The following is an 18,064-nucleotide window of genomic DNA, read 5'->3' as shown; positions in this document are numbered from 1 at the left end:
ATCTTATTTTAGTTTTTTACAAGTAACAATATAAACTGGATTTTGTGCATTGAACATATCGTATGAACCGATTTGTCTTAAACGATTTACTTGTACTTGAATTGCTTCATAAATGTAATTTTCTTTTTGCTTCATATATGTTGTAATTTCAGATATTGTCTGGATTGTTACCGCATTTACGATAATGCGTCCACCTTCATTTAATTTACTATCAATTATATCTAAAATCTCAAACATATGCTTACCACTGCCACCGATGAATACTACATCACAATTTGGCAATTCATCTAATCCTTTTGGTGCTTCTGTGGCAATGACTTTAACTTTACCTTCTAATTTAAATTTAGCAATATTTTGATGTAATAAATCAACAGCTAAATCTTTTTTCTCTATAGCATAAACTTCTCCTTGAGGAGCAAGTAAAGCCGCTTCAATAGATAAAGAACCTGTACCAGCACCAATATCCCAAATGATATTATCAGGACGAATTTTTGCCTTGCACATTGTCAAAATGCGAATTTCTTCTTTTGTCATTGGCACTTTATCGCGAATAAATTCTTCATCTGCTATTCCTGGTAAATTCAAATATGCACCAACTTTCTATTCATAATTTATTTTATATTAACCTTCAACTATCATCACACAATGACTCGCACATGCTTTTGTCTGTGCTTCATCTAAAGATAAGCTAACTATCTTTTCATCAGGATAAGAAAGTCTAGAACAAATATATGCTCTCGCATTTTTATCCCAGCCTCTTGCTATCAAATATGTGGCTATAGCATTAGAATTAAATTTATTATCTGTGAGCATACCGATTATGCGACCTGGATAATATTTTAAGTCTTCATCACTCGGCACACGTCCATGAAAACTAAGTAGACTAGCTTCTTGCCATGGAAGTGCTATCTTAGCAAAAGCTGTTTGCATGGAACTTAGTCCTGGAATTACTTTTATATTTTCTAAAGGAAAATTCTTGCGCAAAGCACTTAACAAAGAATAATATCCCGGATCACCAGATACCATTACTACTACATCATTATCATTTAATTCAACTTTTATAAAATCCATCACAGCACTGATATCTGCTTTTATGGCAAAAGTTTTTTGACCTTGATGAGAAAATTCATTTAATGCTCTTGTTCCTCCAACTAAAACTTTTGCTTCATTTATAGCTTGCATAGCCATAGGAATGACATATTCTTTCGCTCCTGGACCAATTCCAGCCACAATTATTTTATGTTCCAACCTAATCTACCACCTATTTCTCTTGCATTATCGTCCATGCCCAAAATTTCACCTTTCAAAGTAACCATCACAGTTCCTACTTTAAAAGCATTAAATACATGTTGTTCACTGCGAAGACTAGCTCTTTTAGCTAATAAATCATAAAAACCTTTTTCTACCAATCCATATCTTTCAATGATTGGCATAGCTGCTTCTGTTGTCTTCACTTTAAAAATTTCTTCTACGCCTTTTTTGTCCATGCCCAAAAGAGCAGCATAAGAAGCTAATATTTCCAAGCGAGCATCAGCTATTTTACTATGTGTATAGAAAATTCCTCCAGCTACTTTTACTAATTTACCTAAATGACCAAATAAAAGCACTGATTTAATTCCTTCATCAGCAGCAAATTCCAACATATGACCGATAAAATTACTTGTCTGCACCATAGCTTTTGCTGGAAGATTTAATTTACTAGCGATATTTTCACCAATTTTCCCAGGAACAAAAATAATATCATCAAATCCATTTGCTTTAGCTACAGAAATCTGCGGTGTAAGCGAATTTTTAAAGCCTTCTTCAGACATTGGACGCACCACGCCAGTAGTGCCAATTACAGAAATACCGCCTTCTATACCTAATATAGGATTAAGCGTTTTTTTCGCTAGTTCCACTCCTTTAGGAATAGAAATTGTAATATCACAGCCATAACCTTCTGGCAACAATTCACGAACGACTTTCGTCATCATTTTTCTTGGCCCTGGATTTATTGCCGGCTCTCCTGGCGGAATAGATAAACCTGCCTCTGTAACTTTTCCAATACCTAAGCCAGCATAAAAATTGATTTTATCATCATCTTTATTTATTTTTACTTCCGTAAATACAGAAGCTCCATGTGTGATATCTGGGTCATCACCAGCATCTTTTATGACTTCTGCTCTTGCTCCAGTTGATGTAAGCTCTACATTTTTAATGGGAATATGCAATAATTCTCCACTTAGAGCATATAATTCAATCTCTTGAACGACATTTCCCTGTAAAGCAAGTATAGCAGCTTTTGTACCAGCAGCTGCACAAGAACCTGTTGTATAGCCACTTTTCATTTCTTTACGCATAAAAAAATCTCCCTTTGGGCAGGGAGATAGACTTATCCCGTATTTCTACGAAAAATTCTCCACCTGCCCATCTCTCGTGAGTCTGAAAAATATATCATCTATAAATTTCACGGTGTTTTTCCAATAGGCAAGTCTCCTGACTTAGGTTCCTCGCTGATTTTCGCCTTCCCAAAATAAATTATTTCAGTGACATAATTAAAAATAGCTCCCCTTACAGTGGCGGGACCGTACTGGCTCTTCCAGTTTCCTTATTAAGCTTACGCACCTATCTCTATTTAATTTAATATATTATATTATAGGCATTATCCATTAATACTGCAAATCAAATTATTATTTCTGCAATATCTTTTCCACTAAATTTTTATCTAAATCAGGCAAATAAATAATTTCTTTTGCCAATGTTTCATGTTTATTTATCATTTTTTCCATGAAAACCATATCATACCAACAATTTTGCTTATAACCACATTTTGTAAAATGAGCTATTTTCTTATAATTAAATTTTTCATGGAAAGCTATACTTTGCGGATTGGGATATGTTATGCTTGCTACTAAATTAGTTATATTTTGCAATTTTAAAATCGCTTCTAATTTCGTATATAAAATTTCTCCTATTTTTCTACCTTGATATTTTTCATTAATATAAATAGAAGTTTCTACACATCAATTATAAGCTTGTCGTTCCCTAAAAGTAGAAGCATATGTATAACCTACTATTTCATCACCAATACAAGCTAAAATATAAGGAAATTTCGACATTATTTTTGTTATACGCTGTTTAAATTCGTCAATTATTGGCACTTCATATTCAAAAGTGATATTTGTATTTTTTACATAGGGAGCATAAATTTCTACTAATTTTTCTGCATCATCTATTTTGGCTAAACGAAAAATTATTTTTTCATCATTCTTCATTAAAATCTCTCCTCAATGACTAAATTTTTACTTAAAATCTATACAAATATTTATACTAAATAATTCTAGTCAAAATTTATACTGAGTCAAATAAAAATTTAATCATTATTGATATTCATTCTTGACACCATATACCCCATAGGGTATACTAAAGACATAAAGATAATACCCCTAGAGGTATATAATTATTTTAGAAAAGAGGCGTACATATGGCTACTACTTCTAATTTATCTATTGATAATAATAATCACAAACAAAAAGCATATTCAATCAATATCCATTGTGCTAATTGTGCTGCCAAAATCGAACGAAAAATCAACGAATTATCTGATATAGATAACGCTACTATTTCTATTTTGACTAAACAATTAACTTTGACAGCTAAAAATCCTGATGAATTATTACCTACTATTCAAAAAATAGCAGACAAAATTGAACCTGGCACTATAATCTCTCAACTTGAAGAAAATGCTTCTAATTATAAAGAAAAAATCTATCTAATCGAAAATCTAGATTGTGCTAACTGTGGTGCTAAAATCGAAAAAAAATTAAACGAATTACCTGAAATTAAATCTGCTCAATTGACATTTGCTACTAAAAAATTAAAAATAGTAGCTCAAAATCCTGATGCACTTCTACCTCAAATAAATAAAATAGCTAATTCCATTGAAAATGGGGTAAAAATCATAAAAGCTGACGAAGCTTCTTCAAAATCTCATCAAAATACAAAAAAATTTTTTGATGAAAAAACCATTGATATTATTGAAATTGTATTTGGTGCCATTTTATTTATCATTGGCGAATTTACCTCTCTTGTACCTGACCAATACACACTTTATCTTTATATCGTAGCTTATTTAATTTTAGGTTTCCATGTACTAAAAACTGCCATCACCAATTTATTTCATGGCAATGTCTTCGATGAAAACTTCCTCATGAGTATCGCAACTTTGGGAGCATTTGCTATCAAAGAATATCCTGAAGCTGTCGGTGTTATGCTCTTTTATCGCATTGGCGAATATTTTGAAGAACGTGCTACAGAAAAAAGTCGCAGTCAAATCATGGACGCTGTTGATTTACGACCTGAAACAGTAAATCTTCTCCATGGTGATAAAATTTCTGTTATTTCTGCTCATGAAGCTAAGGTTGGCGATATTTTATTAGTTCGTGCTGGCGATAGAATTCCTGTTGATGGCATTGTCATTGAAGGAGAAAGCCGTTTGGATACATCACCTGTTACTGGCGAACCTGTTCCAATAAAAATTGCCCCTAATAGCTCTATCACTTCTGGTTGTTTGAATATTTCCGGCGCTATCAAAATGAAAGTGGAAAAGCCATTATCTGAATCTATGGTTTCGCGCATTTTACAAGCTGTAGAAAATGCTGCTGCTAATAAACCTAAAATAGATAAATTCATCACTCGTTTTGCTAGAATTTATACTCCTATTGTCGTTTTAGTAGCTACGCTTACAGCTATCATTCCTTCATTGATTACAGGTGATTGGGAACATTGGATTTATACAGCTTTGACTTTTTTAGTAATTAGTTGTCCTTGTGCTTTAGTATTAAGTGTGCCACTTGCTTTCTTTTCTGGTATCGGTAGCGGTTCCAAACAAGGAATTTTATTTAAAGGTGGTCTAGCTTTAGAAGCTTTAAAAAATATAAAAACTATCGTCATGGATAAAACAGGTACACTGACTCATGGTAATTTCACAGTTAAAACTATAAATCCTACAAACAATTACACAAAAGAAGAATTGCTCTCTCTTTGTGCTAGTTGTGAAAAAATTTCCTCTCACCCTATTGCTATCAGTATTATCAATGAAGCCACTAAACAAAAACTCAATTTAAAAACTACTACTGATAATCAAGAAATTGCTGGCGAAGGCATAATTTGCACTATTGATAAACAAAAAATTTATTGTGGTAATAAACGCTTAATGCAACGATTTAATATTGCTTTACCTGATGATTTACCTATTAATGCTGGTACAGAAATATTTATTGGTATAGATAGTAAATATGCTGGCTCTATTGTTATTGATGATACTATCAAAGATGATGCAAAATCCACTATTGCTAAATTAAAAAATTTAGGTTTAACTACAGCTATGCTCACAGGTGATAATGAACATAGTGCTTATGCTGTAGCTAATGAAGTAGGCATTGATAAAGTTCATGCTAAACTTTTACCTGAAGATAAATTAAAAAAATTATCTTCACTTAGACAAGAACATGGTAATGTACTTTTTGTCGGCGATGGTATAAACGACGCTCCTATTCTCGCTGGTGCTGATGTTGGCGCTGCTATGGGTAGTGGTGCTGATGCTGCCATTGAAGCTGCTGACGTAGTATTTATGAATTCTAAAGTTCATTCTATTTTCCAAGCGATAAATATCTCTCGTGATACCATTCGCATAGCATGGCAAAATGTAGTCTTTGCCTTAGGTGTAAAAATACTCATCATGATACTCGGTCTTATGGGATTTGCTTCCATGTGGGCAGCAGTTTTTGCCGATACTGGTGTGGCTATAATTTGTATTTTAAACTCCATTCGCATTCTTTATAAAAACTATTAATAGCTTTCAACTTTTAATAATCTGTTCATTTTCTTTTTAGATGAACAGATTATTTTTTATATTTACGAAAATTTCTTGGAGTACATCCATTATATTTTTTAAAAAGTTCTGCATAATAACTTCCACTATTAAATCCACATTCTAATGCAACTTCTGTAATTGATAAATCTTCATTCTTCAATAAAATCTTACTTTTTTCTAACCTATATAAATTAACAAAATCATTTGGTGTTTTATTTACATATCGCTTAAAAAGTTCATAACACTTACTTTTACCTACATTTCCAGATTTTGCAATATCTTGCAAAATTATTGCTTTTTTATAATTTTGATAAATAAATATTACCATCTGTTTAAATATATTCACATCATCAGAAGTATCATCTTTTATTAAGTTTAAATTTTTATCATTATCTATTAAATTATATATTTGATACCATAAATCATATACTAAAGACAACAATCTCCATTCTTTTGCTCTACAAGATTTTTCCTGCCAATCTATTAATGCAAATAATATTCTATCTAATTGTTTTCCTTCATTATTTTTTAAACACCATGCCAATAGACCATTATTCTCAATAATAGGAATTACATATTCTTGATACATAGCTTTATTAATTTTTAATACTGAAGGATTTACCATTAAACAAATAAATTTACAATCATCATGATTATATTCATAACCATAATGTATCTGCTTTGAATTTACAATTAAAATATCATCTTTTATTAAACGAAAAATTTCTCCATTTATATAAAAATTCATTGAACCTGATAAAATTTTTATAATTTCTATATCATCATGCCAATGACATAAAGCTCTTTTATTTTTATATTGTATTAATTCTCTTATCTTTATAGATATTGGCAATAATAAATTTTCATATTCTACTACTTCTAAATTATTTTCTATTATATACATAAAGCTCATCCTCAGCAGATTATTGTTATAAAAAACTCGGTCAATATTGATAGTATTATCCCTTATTATATATTATTATGACTCTATAATTAATTATTTTAGGAGGTTTTATCATGTTAGCTGATTATCATATGCACACTGAATTTAGTGATGACTCTACTTGCCCTATGGAAAAAGCTATCCAAACAGCAATAGCTAAAAATTTCGATGAAATCTGTTTTACTGAACATATTGATTATGGTGTAAAAACAGATTTAAATTGTGATTGTCAAAAATATCTTGAAAAATTTACATATTATCAAAAATTATTTTCTCCTCAAATAAAACTAAAATTCGGCATGGAATTTGGTATGCAAACACATACTATCAATCAATTTGCCAAAACATTTGCTAGTTATCCCTTTGATTTTATAATACTTTCTTGTCATCAAGTCAATAACCTTGAATTTTGGAACCAAGCTTTTCAAAAAGGAAAAACACAACAAGAATATAATGAACTTTATTACCAAGAAATTTTAAAAGTAATCCAGAAATATAAAGATTATTGTGTTCTTGGTCATTTAGATATGATTAATCGTTACGACCAAAAAGGGATTTATCCTTTCAATAAAGTCTTTGACCTTGTAAATGAGATTTTAAAACAAGTCATAAATGATCATAAAGGCATTGAAATTAATACTTCTTGTTATCGTTATGGACTAAAAGATTTAACGCCTTCCGTTGAAATTTTAAAACTCTATAAAAAATTAGGTGGTGATATTATAACCATTGGTTCTGACGGTCATGATGTTGACCAATATGGCTTTAAAATCCAAGAGACTAAACAAATATTAAAAGATTTAGGATTTAAATATATCTATACATTTGACAAAATGAAACCTATTGTTCATACAATTTAATAATTAAAATAAAAAAACTAGATGCAGTTAAACTACATCTAGTTTTTTATTATTTTCTAGCACATTCATTATCTAAATTAAGCATAATTTTAAGACCATGGTCTAATGTTGGCAATAAATATTCCAAACATTCTCTTACAGCTTTAGGACTTCCCGGCAAATTAATAATCAAAGATTTTTTTCTAATGCCTGAAGTTGCTCGACTCAACATAGCTCTTGGTGTAATTTTTAAACTATACATACGCATAGCTTCAGAAATTCCTGGTGTTTCTCTTTCAATTACATCTTTTGTCGCTTCAGGTGTATTATCCCTTGGCGAAAAACCTGTACCACCTGTTGTCAAAATCAAAGGAATTTCTTTATCCGCAAGCTCTATCATTTTGTCTGCCAATAAAGCTCTATCATCTGGCAAAATTTCCATGGATACTACTTTATAATCAGACTCTTCTACAATCTGCTTTATACATGGACCACTTAAATCTTCACGAAGACCTTTTGCACCTTTATCACTTGCAGTGATTATCGCCACTTCAAACATTTCATTCACCTTCTCAAGCTTCTACAAAAATTGTATCTTGTGCTTTAATTTCTCCGCCATTTAATACAATCGCAAATACACCTTCATTAGGCATGATACATTCACCTGTTTGCTTTTGAATATTGCAACCTAAATGGCATTTTTTACCTATCTGAGTGATTTCCAATAAAATATCATTTACTTTCAATCTTGTACCAATCGGCAAATTTTTTAAATCAATACCTTCAACTAAAAGATTTTCGCCAAATGCACCAGCAGGAACTTTGAAATTATATTTTTCTTCAAAAGCTCTCACCGCTTCCACTGCTAATAAACTTATCTGACGATGCCATTTTCCAGCATGAGCATCATGTTCTAAACCAAAATCTTTTATCATCAAGCCCTTATCTACAGCAGTTTTTAAAGTACCTTTTTGTTCACTGATACATACAGCTAAAATTTTTCCTATCAATTAAAATCTATACTCCTTATTATTTTTCATAATCATAAACGCCAGATTTTCCGCCTTCTTTATGCAATAGACGTATATCTGATATTTCCATACTTTTATCTATAGCCTTGCACATATCATAAATCGTCAATAAAGTAACTGATACAGCATGGAGTGCTTCCATCTCAACGCCAGTCTTACCATTGACTTTTGTTGTCGCAATAGCTTTTATCATATAATTGTCTTCGTCTAATTCAAAATCAATCGTAACTTTTGTAATAAATAATGGATGACAAAGCGGTATCATATCACTTGTTTTTTTCGCTGCCATGATACCAGCTATTCTAGCAACAGCTAATACATCACCTTTTTTATTAGTCTGTTCTTTGATTGAGCGAAAAACTTCTTGATTTACTTTTATACTACCTTCGGCAATAGCTATGCGCATGGTAATGTCTTTTTGACTAACATCAACCATGATAGCTTCACCATCTTGATTAAAATGCGTAAAATTCGCCATATTTTCCTCATTTATAATTTATTATTTTAATTTTTTAGCCACATCAGTTACATCTTTAACAGTATTCACTGTATCTGTGATATCTGATGTTGAATTTCTAAATTCTTTTATGCTTTTACCTAAAGCTTTACTTATTTCTGGCAATTTCTTAGGGCCAAATACCACTAACGCAATCACTAAAATCAAAATTAATTCTGGTATACCTAATCCAAACATCTATTTTTCTCCCATCTAAAATTATTTTACTGAGCTCTTTTTTGAATTAACTGAGCTACAATACTAATTGCAATTTCGGAAGGTGTTTCCGCTTTAATATCTAGCCCTATAGGCATGATAATTTGTTTTATTAAATCTTCGCTAAAGCCTTTTTCAGCTAAATAATTTTCTACATGAATTTTTTTATGTCTACTGCCAATCACGCCAATATATGCTGGAGGATTTTTCAATAAACTTTCTAAAACCAAAGTATCTTTTGTATGACCATTAGTTACAACTATTACATAATCACTATTTTTTATTTCCACTTGCTTACTAAAATCTGTATAATCTACAACTACAATGCGTTTAGCGTCTGGAAATAATTCTTTTTTAGCAAATTCACTGCGTTCTTCAAGCACGATATATTCAAATTCTAAATTTGGCAATAATTTTGCGACCTCTTGAGCTACATATCCGCCACCGAACAAATAAACTCTAGGGCTTTGCTTCATGATTTCTAAATACTGCCCAGATTGATTTGTTGTATCCATCTGCAATAAAGATTTTTTAGTCAACTTTTCTTTCAAAGCAAAACTTTCCGCTAAGTCATAAACTTTAAAGTCAAAGTTTTCATTTTGCCAACTTAAGTTCAAAACGATTTTATTTTTTGTATTAATTAAAGTCAATGCTTTTTCCACTTGAACTAAATCTTTTTGCTGTAAACAATATAGAGCAACTGTCAACTGACCGCCACAAACCATACCATATTCACCGGCAGTAGCATTATTCAAAGAAAAAGTCTGCACTATGGATTTACCATTTTTTAAATTTTGTTTAGCTTCCTGTATAGCCAAATATTCTAAAGGACCACCGCCAATTGTATCCACCGTTGAGCCATCAGATAAAATAAGCATATGTGCACCTACTCCGCGCGGAGCAGAACCTTTTTTCTCCATGACCATTGCTAAAATCACAGGATTATTTACTTTTAATTGTGTCTGCACTTTTTGCCAAAAAGCTTTTATTGTAATCATTTTTTGCCCTGCTTTCTCAAATTTTTCAAGCCATATAATACAGCTTCTAAAGCACCGCCACCTATAGCTCTAGATTTATCAGATATACTGAAACAATGGCTTTGCTCTGCTCGTGGGTCAATGTCTCCACATTTCATCTTATCTGTAACTATAATACCATCATGCAACATACCGCGGACAATACCATCTATTAAAGCTGTTACTTCCCTATCATCAACATAGGCTACAATATCGCCTTTTTTTACAAAATCACCAATTTTTGCCACGGATTTAAATACGCCCTCGCCATTAGCTCTGATAATTCGCTCTACAGTATAACCGCCAATATTTCCTGGAACACCTGTATTTTTTATAGCACTGCCCTCTTCGATTACCTTACCTAAGAAATGACCTCTTTTCGTTTCGATAACATAATCGCAATCTTTTTTAGCTGTAAATCCAGGCCCTACAGCAATGACAATCGGTGCATCATCAATTTTTGTATTTATATTTTTCTTAGCCATTATAGCATCAATGATAATATCTGGTTTATACTCTTTCGCAATATCAGCATTTTCATCAACAATTACAGCAATTTTATCTTTTGCGATAACTTCTTGTGCCTCTTGATAATTATTTACTAACTTTCCTTTTATGCCTTCTATATTCACTTCATTTTCATAAACAGCATTAGAATAAGACACTGTCAATCTCACAGTCAAAGGCTTTTCTATCTCCGTCATAATAATCGGAAATCCTGCTCGTTGTAATCGCCAAGCAATGCCTGAAGCTAAATCGCCAGCGCCTTTTATCAATATTTTTTCCATTAAAATTACCTTTACCTTCTCTATTTTTACTTTCTAAAACTCATCACGATAACTACTTATCGCCACTTTTATTTTACATTCTGTCAATTTTTCAGCTATAAATATAGCCTCTTTTAAAGCAAGTAAAGTATCAACTTGATTTAGGATAACAAAAAAATCTCGCCTACCTATATCTTTTCTTGCCCCTTGTTCACTTGATATCACTTTTATTATATCATTTTTTGTCAGATTTTCGTTTACTTGCTTTTGTAAAAACTTTGCTAAAAGTTCTGCCCGACATAAAGATTTTAACGGCTGATTTAATGCACTCATGCCTACGATATACACTACTTTATTTGATGAAGATATATAAACTGGTTCTTTTTGTTTAGGGAATTTAAATGGCAATCTTTTTGCTCCATCAGCTTCAATCAAAGTTATATCTGCCAAAGATATGATTTCTCGCAAAAATTCTTCGTCCCATGAACTTATCTTTTTGCCATAATCTTGACCAGTAAATACCCAATTTTGCTGTTTTAATTTTTGCTTTAATAAATTTTTATCTCTTATTGTTATGGCATCTGCTGTTTTAAACATCTTTGTTGTTGTTGTAATCAAAACTTTCTTATGTTCACGCACTAAATTTTTAGCTAATAATTTTATTGTAGACGTTTTACCACCTGCACCAGATATAGAAATTATATCTTGATTTTTCACTTGCAAATACTCTACTATACTTTTATTAATCAACTTTTTCTTTGTATATTCTAAAAACATAAATTTATTCTCCTATGAGGTGTTTTCTATGTATAAAAAATCTCTATGCGTTGTTATTTTGGCTGCTGGCAATAGCTCTCGTTTCGGTGCGAATAAATTACTTTATCCTATAAATAATATTCCTATGTATCAATATACTTTAAATTTAATCAAAAAGCTAAATCCCAAACAAACAATTTTAGTTACTAAATATCCTGAAATCACCAAAAAAATTGACCCAAATATAATAATTATTCCTAACTATGATACTCATTTGGGTCAATCTCATTCTATGCAATTAGCCATAAAAGCCAGCCAACAATTATCTTCTGCTGATAATACAAATGATAATAATATTGACGGCTATTTATTCATCGTTTGCGACCAACCATTTTTGACATTTGCAAGCCTAAATAAACTTTATCAAACATGGCAAAAAAAAGATAATATCTGCGCTCTATCATATAAAGGGAAAAGAGGTAATCCTGTGATTTTCGCTCAAAAATACGTGCCAGAATTACTTGCTATCCATGGAGATAAAGGCGGTCGCATTGTCATTCAAAAACATCTTGATGAATTAACTTTAGTCGAAGTAAATTCTGCTAAAGAATTAGTAGATATAGATACATTATCCATATTAAATGAACTTCAAGACTAAAACTCAAGCTCTAAAATATGGCCAACTGCTAAATTATTTTGTTTTATAAAATCTTCTACTATAGATTTATCTTCTATTTTACTAGTCCAACCAATGCCACAACCACCTGTAAGCTCCACAGGTACAGGCAATAATCTGCCAGCGATATTTCCTTTTTTACAAGCAGATTCAAAAGCAAAAGCATGTGTTGGATTATCAAATGTTATCACTAATTTTAAAGATTTTCCTAATCTTGACATAAATCGTCCCTGATTTCTTTTATTGCTATTAATGCTTGTTTTACTTCTTCTTGTGTATTAAATCTTGAAAAACTAAAACGAACTGTGCCTTGTTTATCAGTTCCTAAAGCCTGATGAATAAGTGGCGCACAGTGTATACCACTGCGGACAGCAATGCTGTATTCCATCCATAATCTATCTGCAACTATCGAAGAATCTATATCTTTGATATTAAAACTTATCACTGGTACGCGATTTCTTTTAAAACAACCATAGATTTTTACATCTTCAATATTTTTTAGACCTTCATAAAAATCTTTTGCCAACAAAAGTGCATCTGTATCTAAACCATTTTTTAAAATCCAATCTACAGAAGCATTAAGCCCTGCAATACCATGAACATTTGCTGTTCCCGCTTCAAATACATTTGGCATCATATCTGGGTGATTTTTCGCAAAACTATAAAAACCACTGCCACCAACTTTCACAGGTACAGGGTGAAGACCTTCTCGCAAAACTATTCCACCTGTACCTTGCGGAGCAAATAATTCTTTATGACCTGTAAAACATAAAATATCTATGTTGAAATTTTCCATGTCTATCGGTATTAAACCAGCTACTTGAGCAGCATCTAAAATAAATAAAGCATTATGTTCATGAGCTATAGTTCCTATACGCTGTATATCCATGAGATTACCAGTAACATTTGATGCTCCTGTTGTAATCACAGCCAAAGTATCAGGACGAAAAGCTCTTTCCATCAATTCATATTCAAAATTTCCATCTTTATCTACAGGAATTATGGTTAAATCCAAATCGCCATCACGTAGATATAATGGGCGCAATACAGAATTATGGTCATTTGCTGTAGTTATGATATGCCCTTTATTAAAAAAAGATGCTATGACTAAATTCAAACTCTCTGTCACCCCAGAAGTAAATGCCACATTTTCTGGTTTTGCATTAAATAAAGTAGCAATTTTTTCACGTGCTTCATAAACAATTCGCGAAGACCAAATAGATGGCCCTGTTGCACTTCTTGATGAATTGCCAGCATTAGCTAACGCTTCAATAACAGCAGTAACTACACAATCTGGACGATAATAACTCGTTGCTGCTTGGTCAAAATAAATCATGGTTTTACCACTTTCGTCGCTTTTGCTTGACGCTCTACAATATCAAGCATATTTACGATTTTACCTACAGCTAATTTTTCTTTTAACTGATAAAATTCTAAACAAGTGCCACAAGCTACTATTTCTACACCAGCATCAGCTAAAGTTTTTAAGTCCTCTAATACTTCAGAACCTTCAACTGCTAATTTAACACCACTATTATAAAAAATAACAGCTTTAGGTAAAGTTTCTAAACATGTCAAAGAATAAATAAAGCCTTTAATCAAAATACTGCCTAATTTATCATCGCCATGACCCATTACATTACTGCTGACTACAACGACAAAAGAATTATCTGTCTTTGTTGGCACTTCACATTTTATTTCTTCTTGTTGAGGAATGAACATGGATTTTTTTACAAACAAAGATACTATATAATCTGTACCTTGCTGTACTTTTTGAGATGGTAAATTCATCTGGCTTGCCATTTTTTCCAAATTCTGTGCAGAAACTAAATTATCGACAACTACATTTAATTTATCATCTTGTGTCAAAGTTTTTAATGTATCTCTAGCCATTACAAGCGGTTTTGGACAAGCCTGACCTCTAGCATCTATAGTTTTTTCCATAAAAATCACCTCTAAAAAAATTACATAACATTTATTTTATATTTATTTAAATTTGTCACCTTACCCACAATGCGAGCATCTATCTCTGCTTTTTGCATTTCTTCCACTAAAGATTTACTATCCTTAGAATTTACGCTTATCAATAAACCGCCAGAAGTTTGTGGATCGAATAAAACTTCTTGCATAGCAAAAGATATTTCATCTGCAAAAGAAACTTTTTCTCCTGCAAAATTACGATTTCTCTGACCTGCACTTGTGATTAAAAAATTATCTGCATAAGTCAAAGCTTCTTTGATAATCGGTAAATTTTTTGCGTAAACATCTACACTATAATCTTTAGCTACCATTTCTAAAAGATGACAAATAAAACCAAAGCCTGTTACATCAGTGCAAGCATGAACATCATAATCAGTCATGATTTCTGCCGTCTTTTTATTTAAAGTAGTCATGGATTTTATGGCTTTTTGCATAGCCTCATCACTTGCTTCACCAACAGAATTTGCCGCCATGATAATACCTACACCTAGTGGCTTTGTTAAAATTAAATCATCATTTAATTCTATAGTATTATTTTGATATATTTTTTGAGGATTGACAATACCTGTTACTGCCAAACCATATTTTATACTTTCATCATTTACAGAATGACCACCAGATAAAATTCCGCCAGCTTCCATTATTTTACTAGCTCCACCAGCCATTATCTGCCCTAAAATATTTAAATCTTCATTTTCAGGAAAACACACTATATTCTGTGCAGTTTTTACTGTGCCACCCATAGCATAAATATCACTTACTGCATTTGTTGCTGCTATCTGCCCAAAAATATAAGGTTCATTTACCATCGGTGGGAAAAAATCCAATGTCTGTATCATTGCAATATCATCTGTTAATTTATATACAGAAGCATCATCACTTGAATCAAAACCCACTAATAAATTTTCATCTTCAAATTTAGGCAATTTAGATAAAACTTTACTTAAAACCTTTGGCCCTAATTTGGCACTACAACCACCACTTTTACAAAAAATCATAAATATCCTCCTCCCAGTATTCAATCAATTAAATTTATAAAAATTTTATTTTTACTTTTTTATCAAATGATTTAATAAAAGTTTACCACATATTTCCTAACAATAAAAAACTCCTTTAGCTAAAAACTAAAGGAGTTTCTTTTATTATTTATTATTTTTTTAATTTATTATTTCTATTTAAAATAGCATTTAAAATAATTGCTGTTAAACTTCCGATTGTAATACCACTATGGAAGATAATGCTCCAAATGCCAGTTAAATGTTTGAAGATTTCAGGAATAGCCATGGATAAAAGACCCATTGCAAGACTGATACCTACGATTAAGACATTATAATTGCCTTCGCCTTCATATTCAACTTTCGCTAATACACGAATACCATTTGCTGCTACCATACCAAACATAGCGATACCTGCACCACCAAGTACAGGAGCTGGAATACATGCAACTAAAGCTGCCATTTTAGGGAATAAACCTAATAACATTAAAATTACACCAGAACCAGCTACAACAAAACGGCTCTTTACATTTGTGAGTGTGATAAGACCGATATTTTGAGCAAATGCTGTATAAGGGAAAGTATTTAAGATACCACCAAGTAAAGTGGAGAAACCATCAGCACGAAGACCTCTTGTAATTGTTTTTTGGTCTGCTGGTCTACCTACGATAGCACCTACAGCGATAATATCACCAGTAGTTTCTGTCATAACAACTAAGATAACTAAAATCATTACAATAATTGCTGGAATATCAAAAGTTGGTACACCAAAATGAAGAGGAGTAACAAGACCTAGCCAATCAGCTTTACCGATATGGCTAAAATCTGTATAACCACAGAAAGAAGCTACTACTGTACCTATTACCAATGCTAACAATACGGAAATATTTCTCCATACACCAGAAAACCAACGATAGAATATAATTACTAACAATAAAACAAAAGCAGATAACAATAAAGTTGGAATACTTCCAAAATCTGCAGCAGCTGGATTACCACCACCAGCCCATCTTACTGCTACTGGCAATAAAGACAAACCAATAATTGTAATAACACTACCAGTTACTACTGGAGGGAAAAAGCCAACCAATCTGCTAAAAAATGGAGACATTAAAAACATGAACAACCCGCTGGCTATAACAGCACCATAAATCGCTGTTAACCCATCAGCTTGACCAATCATTATCATCGGCGAAACAGCTGCAAATGTTACACCTTGCACAATTGGTAATTTACTTCCCATTTTACATGGACCCAAAGTCTGAATTAAAGTCGCAATACCAGCAGTAAATAAGTCTGCATTAATCAAATAAATTAAATCCTCTGTACTAAGACCGATAGCATTCGCCACGATAAGTGGTACCGCTACCGCACCAGCATACATTGCTAATACATGCTGAAGACCATAGAGAAACGTTTGACCTAATGGCAATCTTTCATCAACTGGATGTACAGATTTGTTCATTAAAAATACCTCCTGTATTCAATTAAAATATATAATATAGTGATATTTATTTATTATATCACTTATCCACCAATTAAAGACATAGATTTATCTTCTTTTTGTGAAAAAGCTTCATTTTCTAAGTGATGATTTTTAGGTTTATGATAAATAGTATCCTTTATTATCGCTAAAATTTCTTCATCTGTTACATTCTTTTTCAATAAATCATTTAAATTAACACCACTATTATAATGTAGACAAGGTTTTAACATGCCTGTTGATGTCAATCGTAAACGATTGCAATTAGCACAAAATTTATGTGATAATGCAGAAATAAATCCTATTTTTATTGATAAATTTTCTACTTGATAATAATGTGCTGGACCTTCAAATACATCTATTTGTTTTAAAGCTCCATATTTTTTGCTAATTATAGCTTTTAAATCATCTTCTTTTACCGCTTTAAAATTCTTTGCCACATTCATCGGCATTAACTCGATAAAACGCAAATCTATTTTATTACAATTGGCAAATTCTATCAAAGGTATAATTTCTTTTTCATTTATACCCTGCATAATTACACTGTTGATTTTTAAAGGAATATTTTCTTTTTGAGCTAATTTTATTCCTAATAGAACTTTATCTATATCTCCGCCACGTGTAATTTCTCTAAATAAATCTTTATCAATACAATCTAAACTTAAATTTATACCACTTATACCAGCTTTTTTCAAAACATCTACTTTATTAGATAATAATATGCCATTTGTAGTCAATACTATTTTTTCTATACCTTGTATTGCTTTAAATCTTATTATTAAATCTTCAATATTTGGATATAATAATGGCTCTCCGCCAGTGAGCCTTATTTTTTTTATACCCGTTGAACTGATTAATTCCACTAAATGTATTAAATTTTTTTGCGAAAGCATTTCTTCTGTCTGCTTTATTTTTTGCTCTGGCATACAATACTGGCAACGTAAATTGCAATTACTTGTAAGTGATACACGCAAGTAATCTATATTACGCTTAAAACAATCTTGCATTCAAA

General features: G+C 31.6%; 20 protein-coding genes, 1 pseudogene and 1 riboswitch. Of the genes and pseudogenes, 3 read left to right on the top strand and 18 right to left on the bottom strand.

The features are described from left to right. Positions 1–3: 3 nt before the first annotated feature. The 4 genes and pseudogenes from cbiT to GXM21_RS01410 form a co-directional block, all read right to left on the bottom strand. Positions 4–585, bottom strand: coding sequence for a precorrin-6Y C5,15-methyltransferase (decarboxylating) subunit CbiT (cbiT, locus tag GXM21_RS01425; RefSeq protein ID WP_008539018.1), 582 nt, complete (start codon positions 583–585; stop codon positions 4–6). Positions 586–621: 36 nt separating this feature from the next. Further along, the gene (gene cbiE, locus GXM21_RS01420; RefSeq protein WP_008539019.1) at positions 622–1,248 is read right to left on the bottom strand and encodes a precorrin-6y C5,15-methyltransferase (decarboxylating) subunit CbiE; all 627 of its coding nucleotides are present in this window, start codon (positions 1,246–1,248) and stop codon (positions 622–624) included. After that, positions 1,233–2,339 (bottom strand): cobalt-precorrin-5B (C(1))-methyltransferase CbiD, encoded by a 1,107-nt coding sequence (gene cbiD / locus GXM21_RS01415; RefSeq protein ID WP_008539020.1) that lies wholly within the window; start codon positions 2,337–2,339, stop codon positions 1,233–1,235. Before cbiD ends, cbiE begins: the two co-directional genes overlap by 16 nt. Positions 2,340–2,448: 109 nt before the next feature. Beyond that, positions 2,449–2,623, bottom strand: a riboswitch (cobalamin riboswitch). Positions 2,624–2,669: 46 nt separating this feature from the next. Continuing rightward, positions 2,670–3,254: pseudogene (locus GXM21_RS01410) on the bottom strand (N-acetyltransferase family protein). Positions 3,255–3,463: 209 nt separating this feature from the next. Between GXM21_RS01410 and GXM21_RS01405 the strand changes: the two are divergent. After that, entirely contained in the window at positions 3,464–5,833 is a 2,370-nt protein-coding gene (locus tag GXM21_RS01405; protein WP_008539026.1) for a heavy metal translocating P-type ATPase, read from the top strand. Positions 5,834–5,882: 49 nt separating this feature from the next. Here the strand turns inward: GXM21_RS01405 and GXM21_RS01400 are convergent, their stop codons facing one another. Then, positions 5,883–6,758, bottom strand: coding sequence for a helix-turn-helix domain-containing protein (locus GXM21_RS01400; RefSeq protein ID WP_008539027.1), 876 nt, complete (start codon positions 6,756–6,758; stop codon positions 5,883–5,885). A 113-nt stretch (positions 6,759–6,871) separates the two neighbouring features. Here GXM21_RS01400 and GXM21_RS01395 point away from each other — a divergent pair, with 113 nt between their 5' ends. Then, positions 6,872–7,657 carry a histidinol-phosphatase HisJ family protein gene (locus GXM21_RS01395; protein ID WP_008539028.1) on the top strand — a complete coding sequence of 262 codons (786 nt, stop codon included), beginning with the start codon at positions 6,872–6,874 and terminating at the stop codon, positions 7,655–7,657. A 49-nt stretch (positions 7,658–7,706) separates the two neighbouring features. On the opposite strand, the gene GXM21_RS01390 is transcribed toward GXM21_RS01395, so the two are convergent. From GXM21_RS01390 to yqeC, 7 genes are read right to left on the bottom strand one after another with little or no spacing between them, the layout of a single operon-like run. Beyond that, positions 7,707–8,195 carry a MogA/MoaB family molybdenum cofactor biosynthesis protein gene (locus GXM21_RS01390; protein WP_008539029.1) on the bottom strand — a complete coding sequence of 163 codons (489 nt, stop codon included), beginning with the start codon at positions 8,193–8,195 and terminating at the stop codon, positions 7,707–7,709. Between the two features lie 13 nt (positions 8,196–8,208). After that, positions 8,209–8,646 carry an MOSC domain-containing protein gene (locus GXM21_RS01385; RefSeq protein ID WP_008539030.1) on the bottom strand — a complete coding sequence of 146 codons (438 nt, stop codon included), beginning with the start codon at positions 8,644–8,646 and terminating at the stop codon, positions 8,209–8,211. Between the two features lie 19 nt (positions 8,647–8,665). Continuing rightward, positions 8,666–9,145, bottom strand: a complete 480-nt coding sequence (gene moaC, locus GXM21_RS01380) for a cyclic pyranopterin monophosphate synthase MoaC (protein WP_008539031.1) — start codon at positions 9,143–9,145, stop codon at positions 8,666–8,668. A 21-nt stretch (positions 9,146–9,166) separates the two neighbouring features. Further along, positions 9,167–9,361: a twin-arginine translocase TatA/TatE family subunit gene (gene tatA, locus GXM21_RS01375; RefSeq protein ID WP_008539032.1), complete on the bottom strand. Its 195-nt coding sequence runs from the start codon at positions 9,359–9,361 to the stop codon at positions 9,167–9,169. Between the two features lie 26 nt (positions 9,362–9,387). Then, positions 9,388–10,377: an XdhC family protein gene (locus GXM21_RS01370; RefSeq protein WP_008539034.1), complete on the bottom strand. Its 990-nt coding sequence runs from the start codon at positions 10,375–10,377 to the stop codon at positions 9,388–9,390. Next, a complete protein-coding gene (gene yqeB, locus GXM21_RS01365) occupies positions 10,374–11,183 on the bottom strand; it encodes a selenium-dependent molybdenum cofactor biosynthesis protein YqeB (RefSeq protein ID WP_008539035.1) in 810 nt (269 codons plus the stop codon). The genes GXM21_RS01370 and yqeB overlap by 4 nt, the downstream gene beginning before the upstream one ends. A gap of 33 nt (positions 11,184–11,216) precedes the next feature. After that, positions 11,217–11,939 (bottom strand): selenium cofactor biosynthesis protein YqeC, encoded by a 723-nt coding sequence (gene yqeC, locus GXM21_RS01360; RefSeq protein ID WP_008539036.1) that lies wholly within the window; start codon positions 11,937–11,939, stop codon positions 11,217–11,219. A 28-nt stretch (positions 11,940–11,967) separates the two neighbouring features. Here yqeC and GXM21_RS01355 point away from each other — a divergent pair, with 28 nt between their 5' ends. Further along, positions 11,968–12,576: a nucleotidyltransferase family protein gene (locus GXM21_RS01355; RefSeq protein WP_008539037.1), complete on the top strand. Its 609-nt coding sequence runs from the start codon at positions 11,968–11,970 to the stop codon at positions 12,574–12,576. Here the strand turns inward: GXM21_RS01355 and GXM21_RS01350 are convergent. From GXM21_RS01350 to moaA, 6 genes are all read right to left on the bottom strand, one after another. Continuing rightward, entirely contained in the window at positions 12,573–12,815 is a 243-nt protein-coding gene (locus GXM21_RS01350; RefSeq protein ID WP_008539038.1) for a putative Se/S carrier protein, read from the bottom strand. The genes GXM21_RS01355 and GXM21_RS01350 overlap by 4 nt on opposite strands. Next, entirely contained in the window at positions 12,803–13,930 is a 1,128-nt protein-coding gene (locus GXM21_RS01345) for an aminotransferase class V-fold PLP-dependent enzyme (protein WP_008539039.1), read from the bottom strand. The genes GXM21_RS01350 and GXM21_RS01345 overlap by 13 nt, the downstream gene beginning before the upstream one ends. Then, entirely contained in the window at positions 13,927–14,538 is a 612-nt protein-coding gene (yedF, locus tag GXM21_RS01340; protein WP_008539041.1) for a sulfurtransferase-like selenium metabolism protein YedF, read from the bottom strand. Before yedF ends, GXM21_RS01345 begins: the two co-directional genes overlap by 4 nt. A gap of 20 nt (positions 14,539–14,558) precedes the next feature. After that, positions 14,559–15,572, bottom strand: a complete 1,014-nt coding sequence (gene selD, locus GXM21_RS01335) for a selenide, water dikinase SelD (protein ID WP_008539044.1) — start codon at positions 15,570–15,572, stop codon at positions 14,559–14,561. A gap of 151 nt (positions 15,573–15,723) precedes the next feature. Continuing rightward, a complete protein-coding gene (locus GXM21_RS01330) occupies positions 15,724–17,034 on the bottom strand; it encodes a nucleobase:cation symporter-2 family protein (protein ID WP_008539047.1) in 1,311 nt (436 codons plus the stop codon). Between the two features lie 62 nt (positions 17,035–17,096). Further along, complete coding sequence (gene moaA, locus GXM21_RS01325; RefSeq protein ID WP_008539049.1) at positions 17,097–18,059, bottom strand: GTP 3',8-cyclase MoaA; 963 nt, start codon at positions 18,057–18,059, stop codon at positions 17,097–17,099. Between the last annotated feature and the right edge of the window lie 5 nt (positions 18,060–18,064).

It is taken from the genome of Megamonas funiformis, from assembly GCF_010669225.1.
Taxonomy (GTDB): domain Bacteria; phylum Bacillota; class Negativicutes; order Selenomonadales; family Selenomonadaceae; genus Megamonas; species Megamonas funiformis.
The sequence above is the reverse complement of the archived record's forward strand: the minus strand, read 5'-3'. Positions and strand labels throughout refer to the sequence as shown.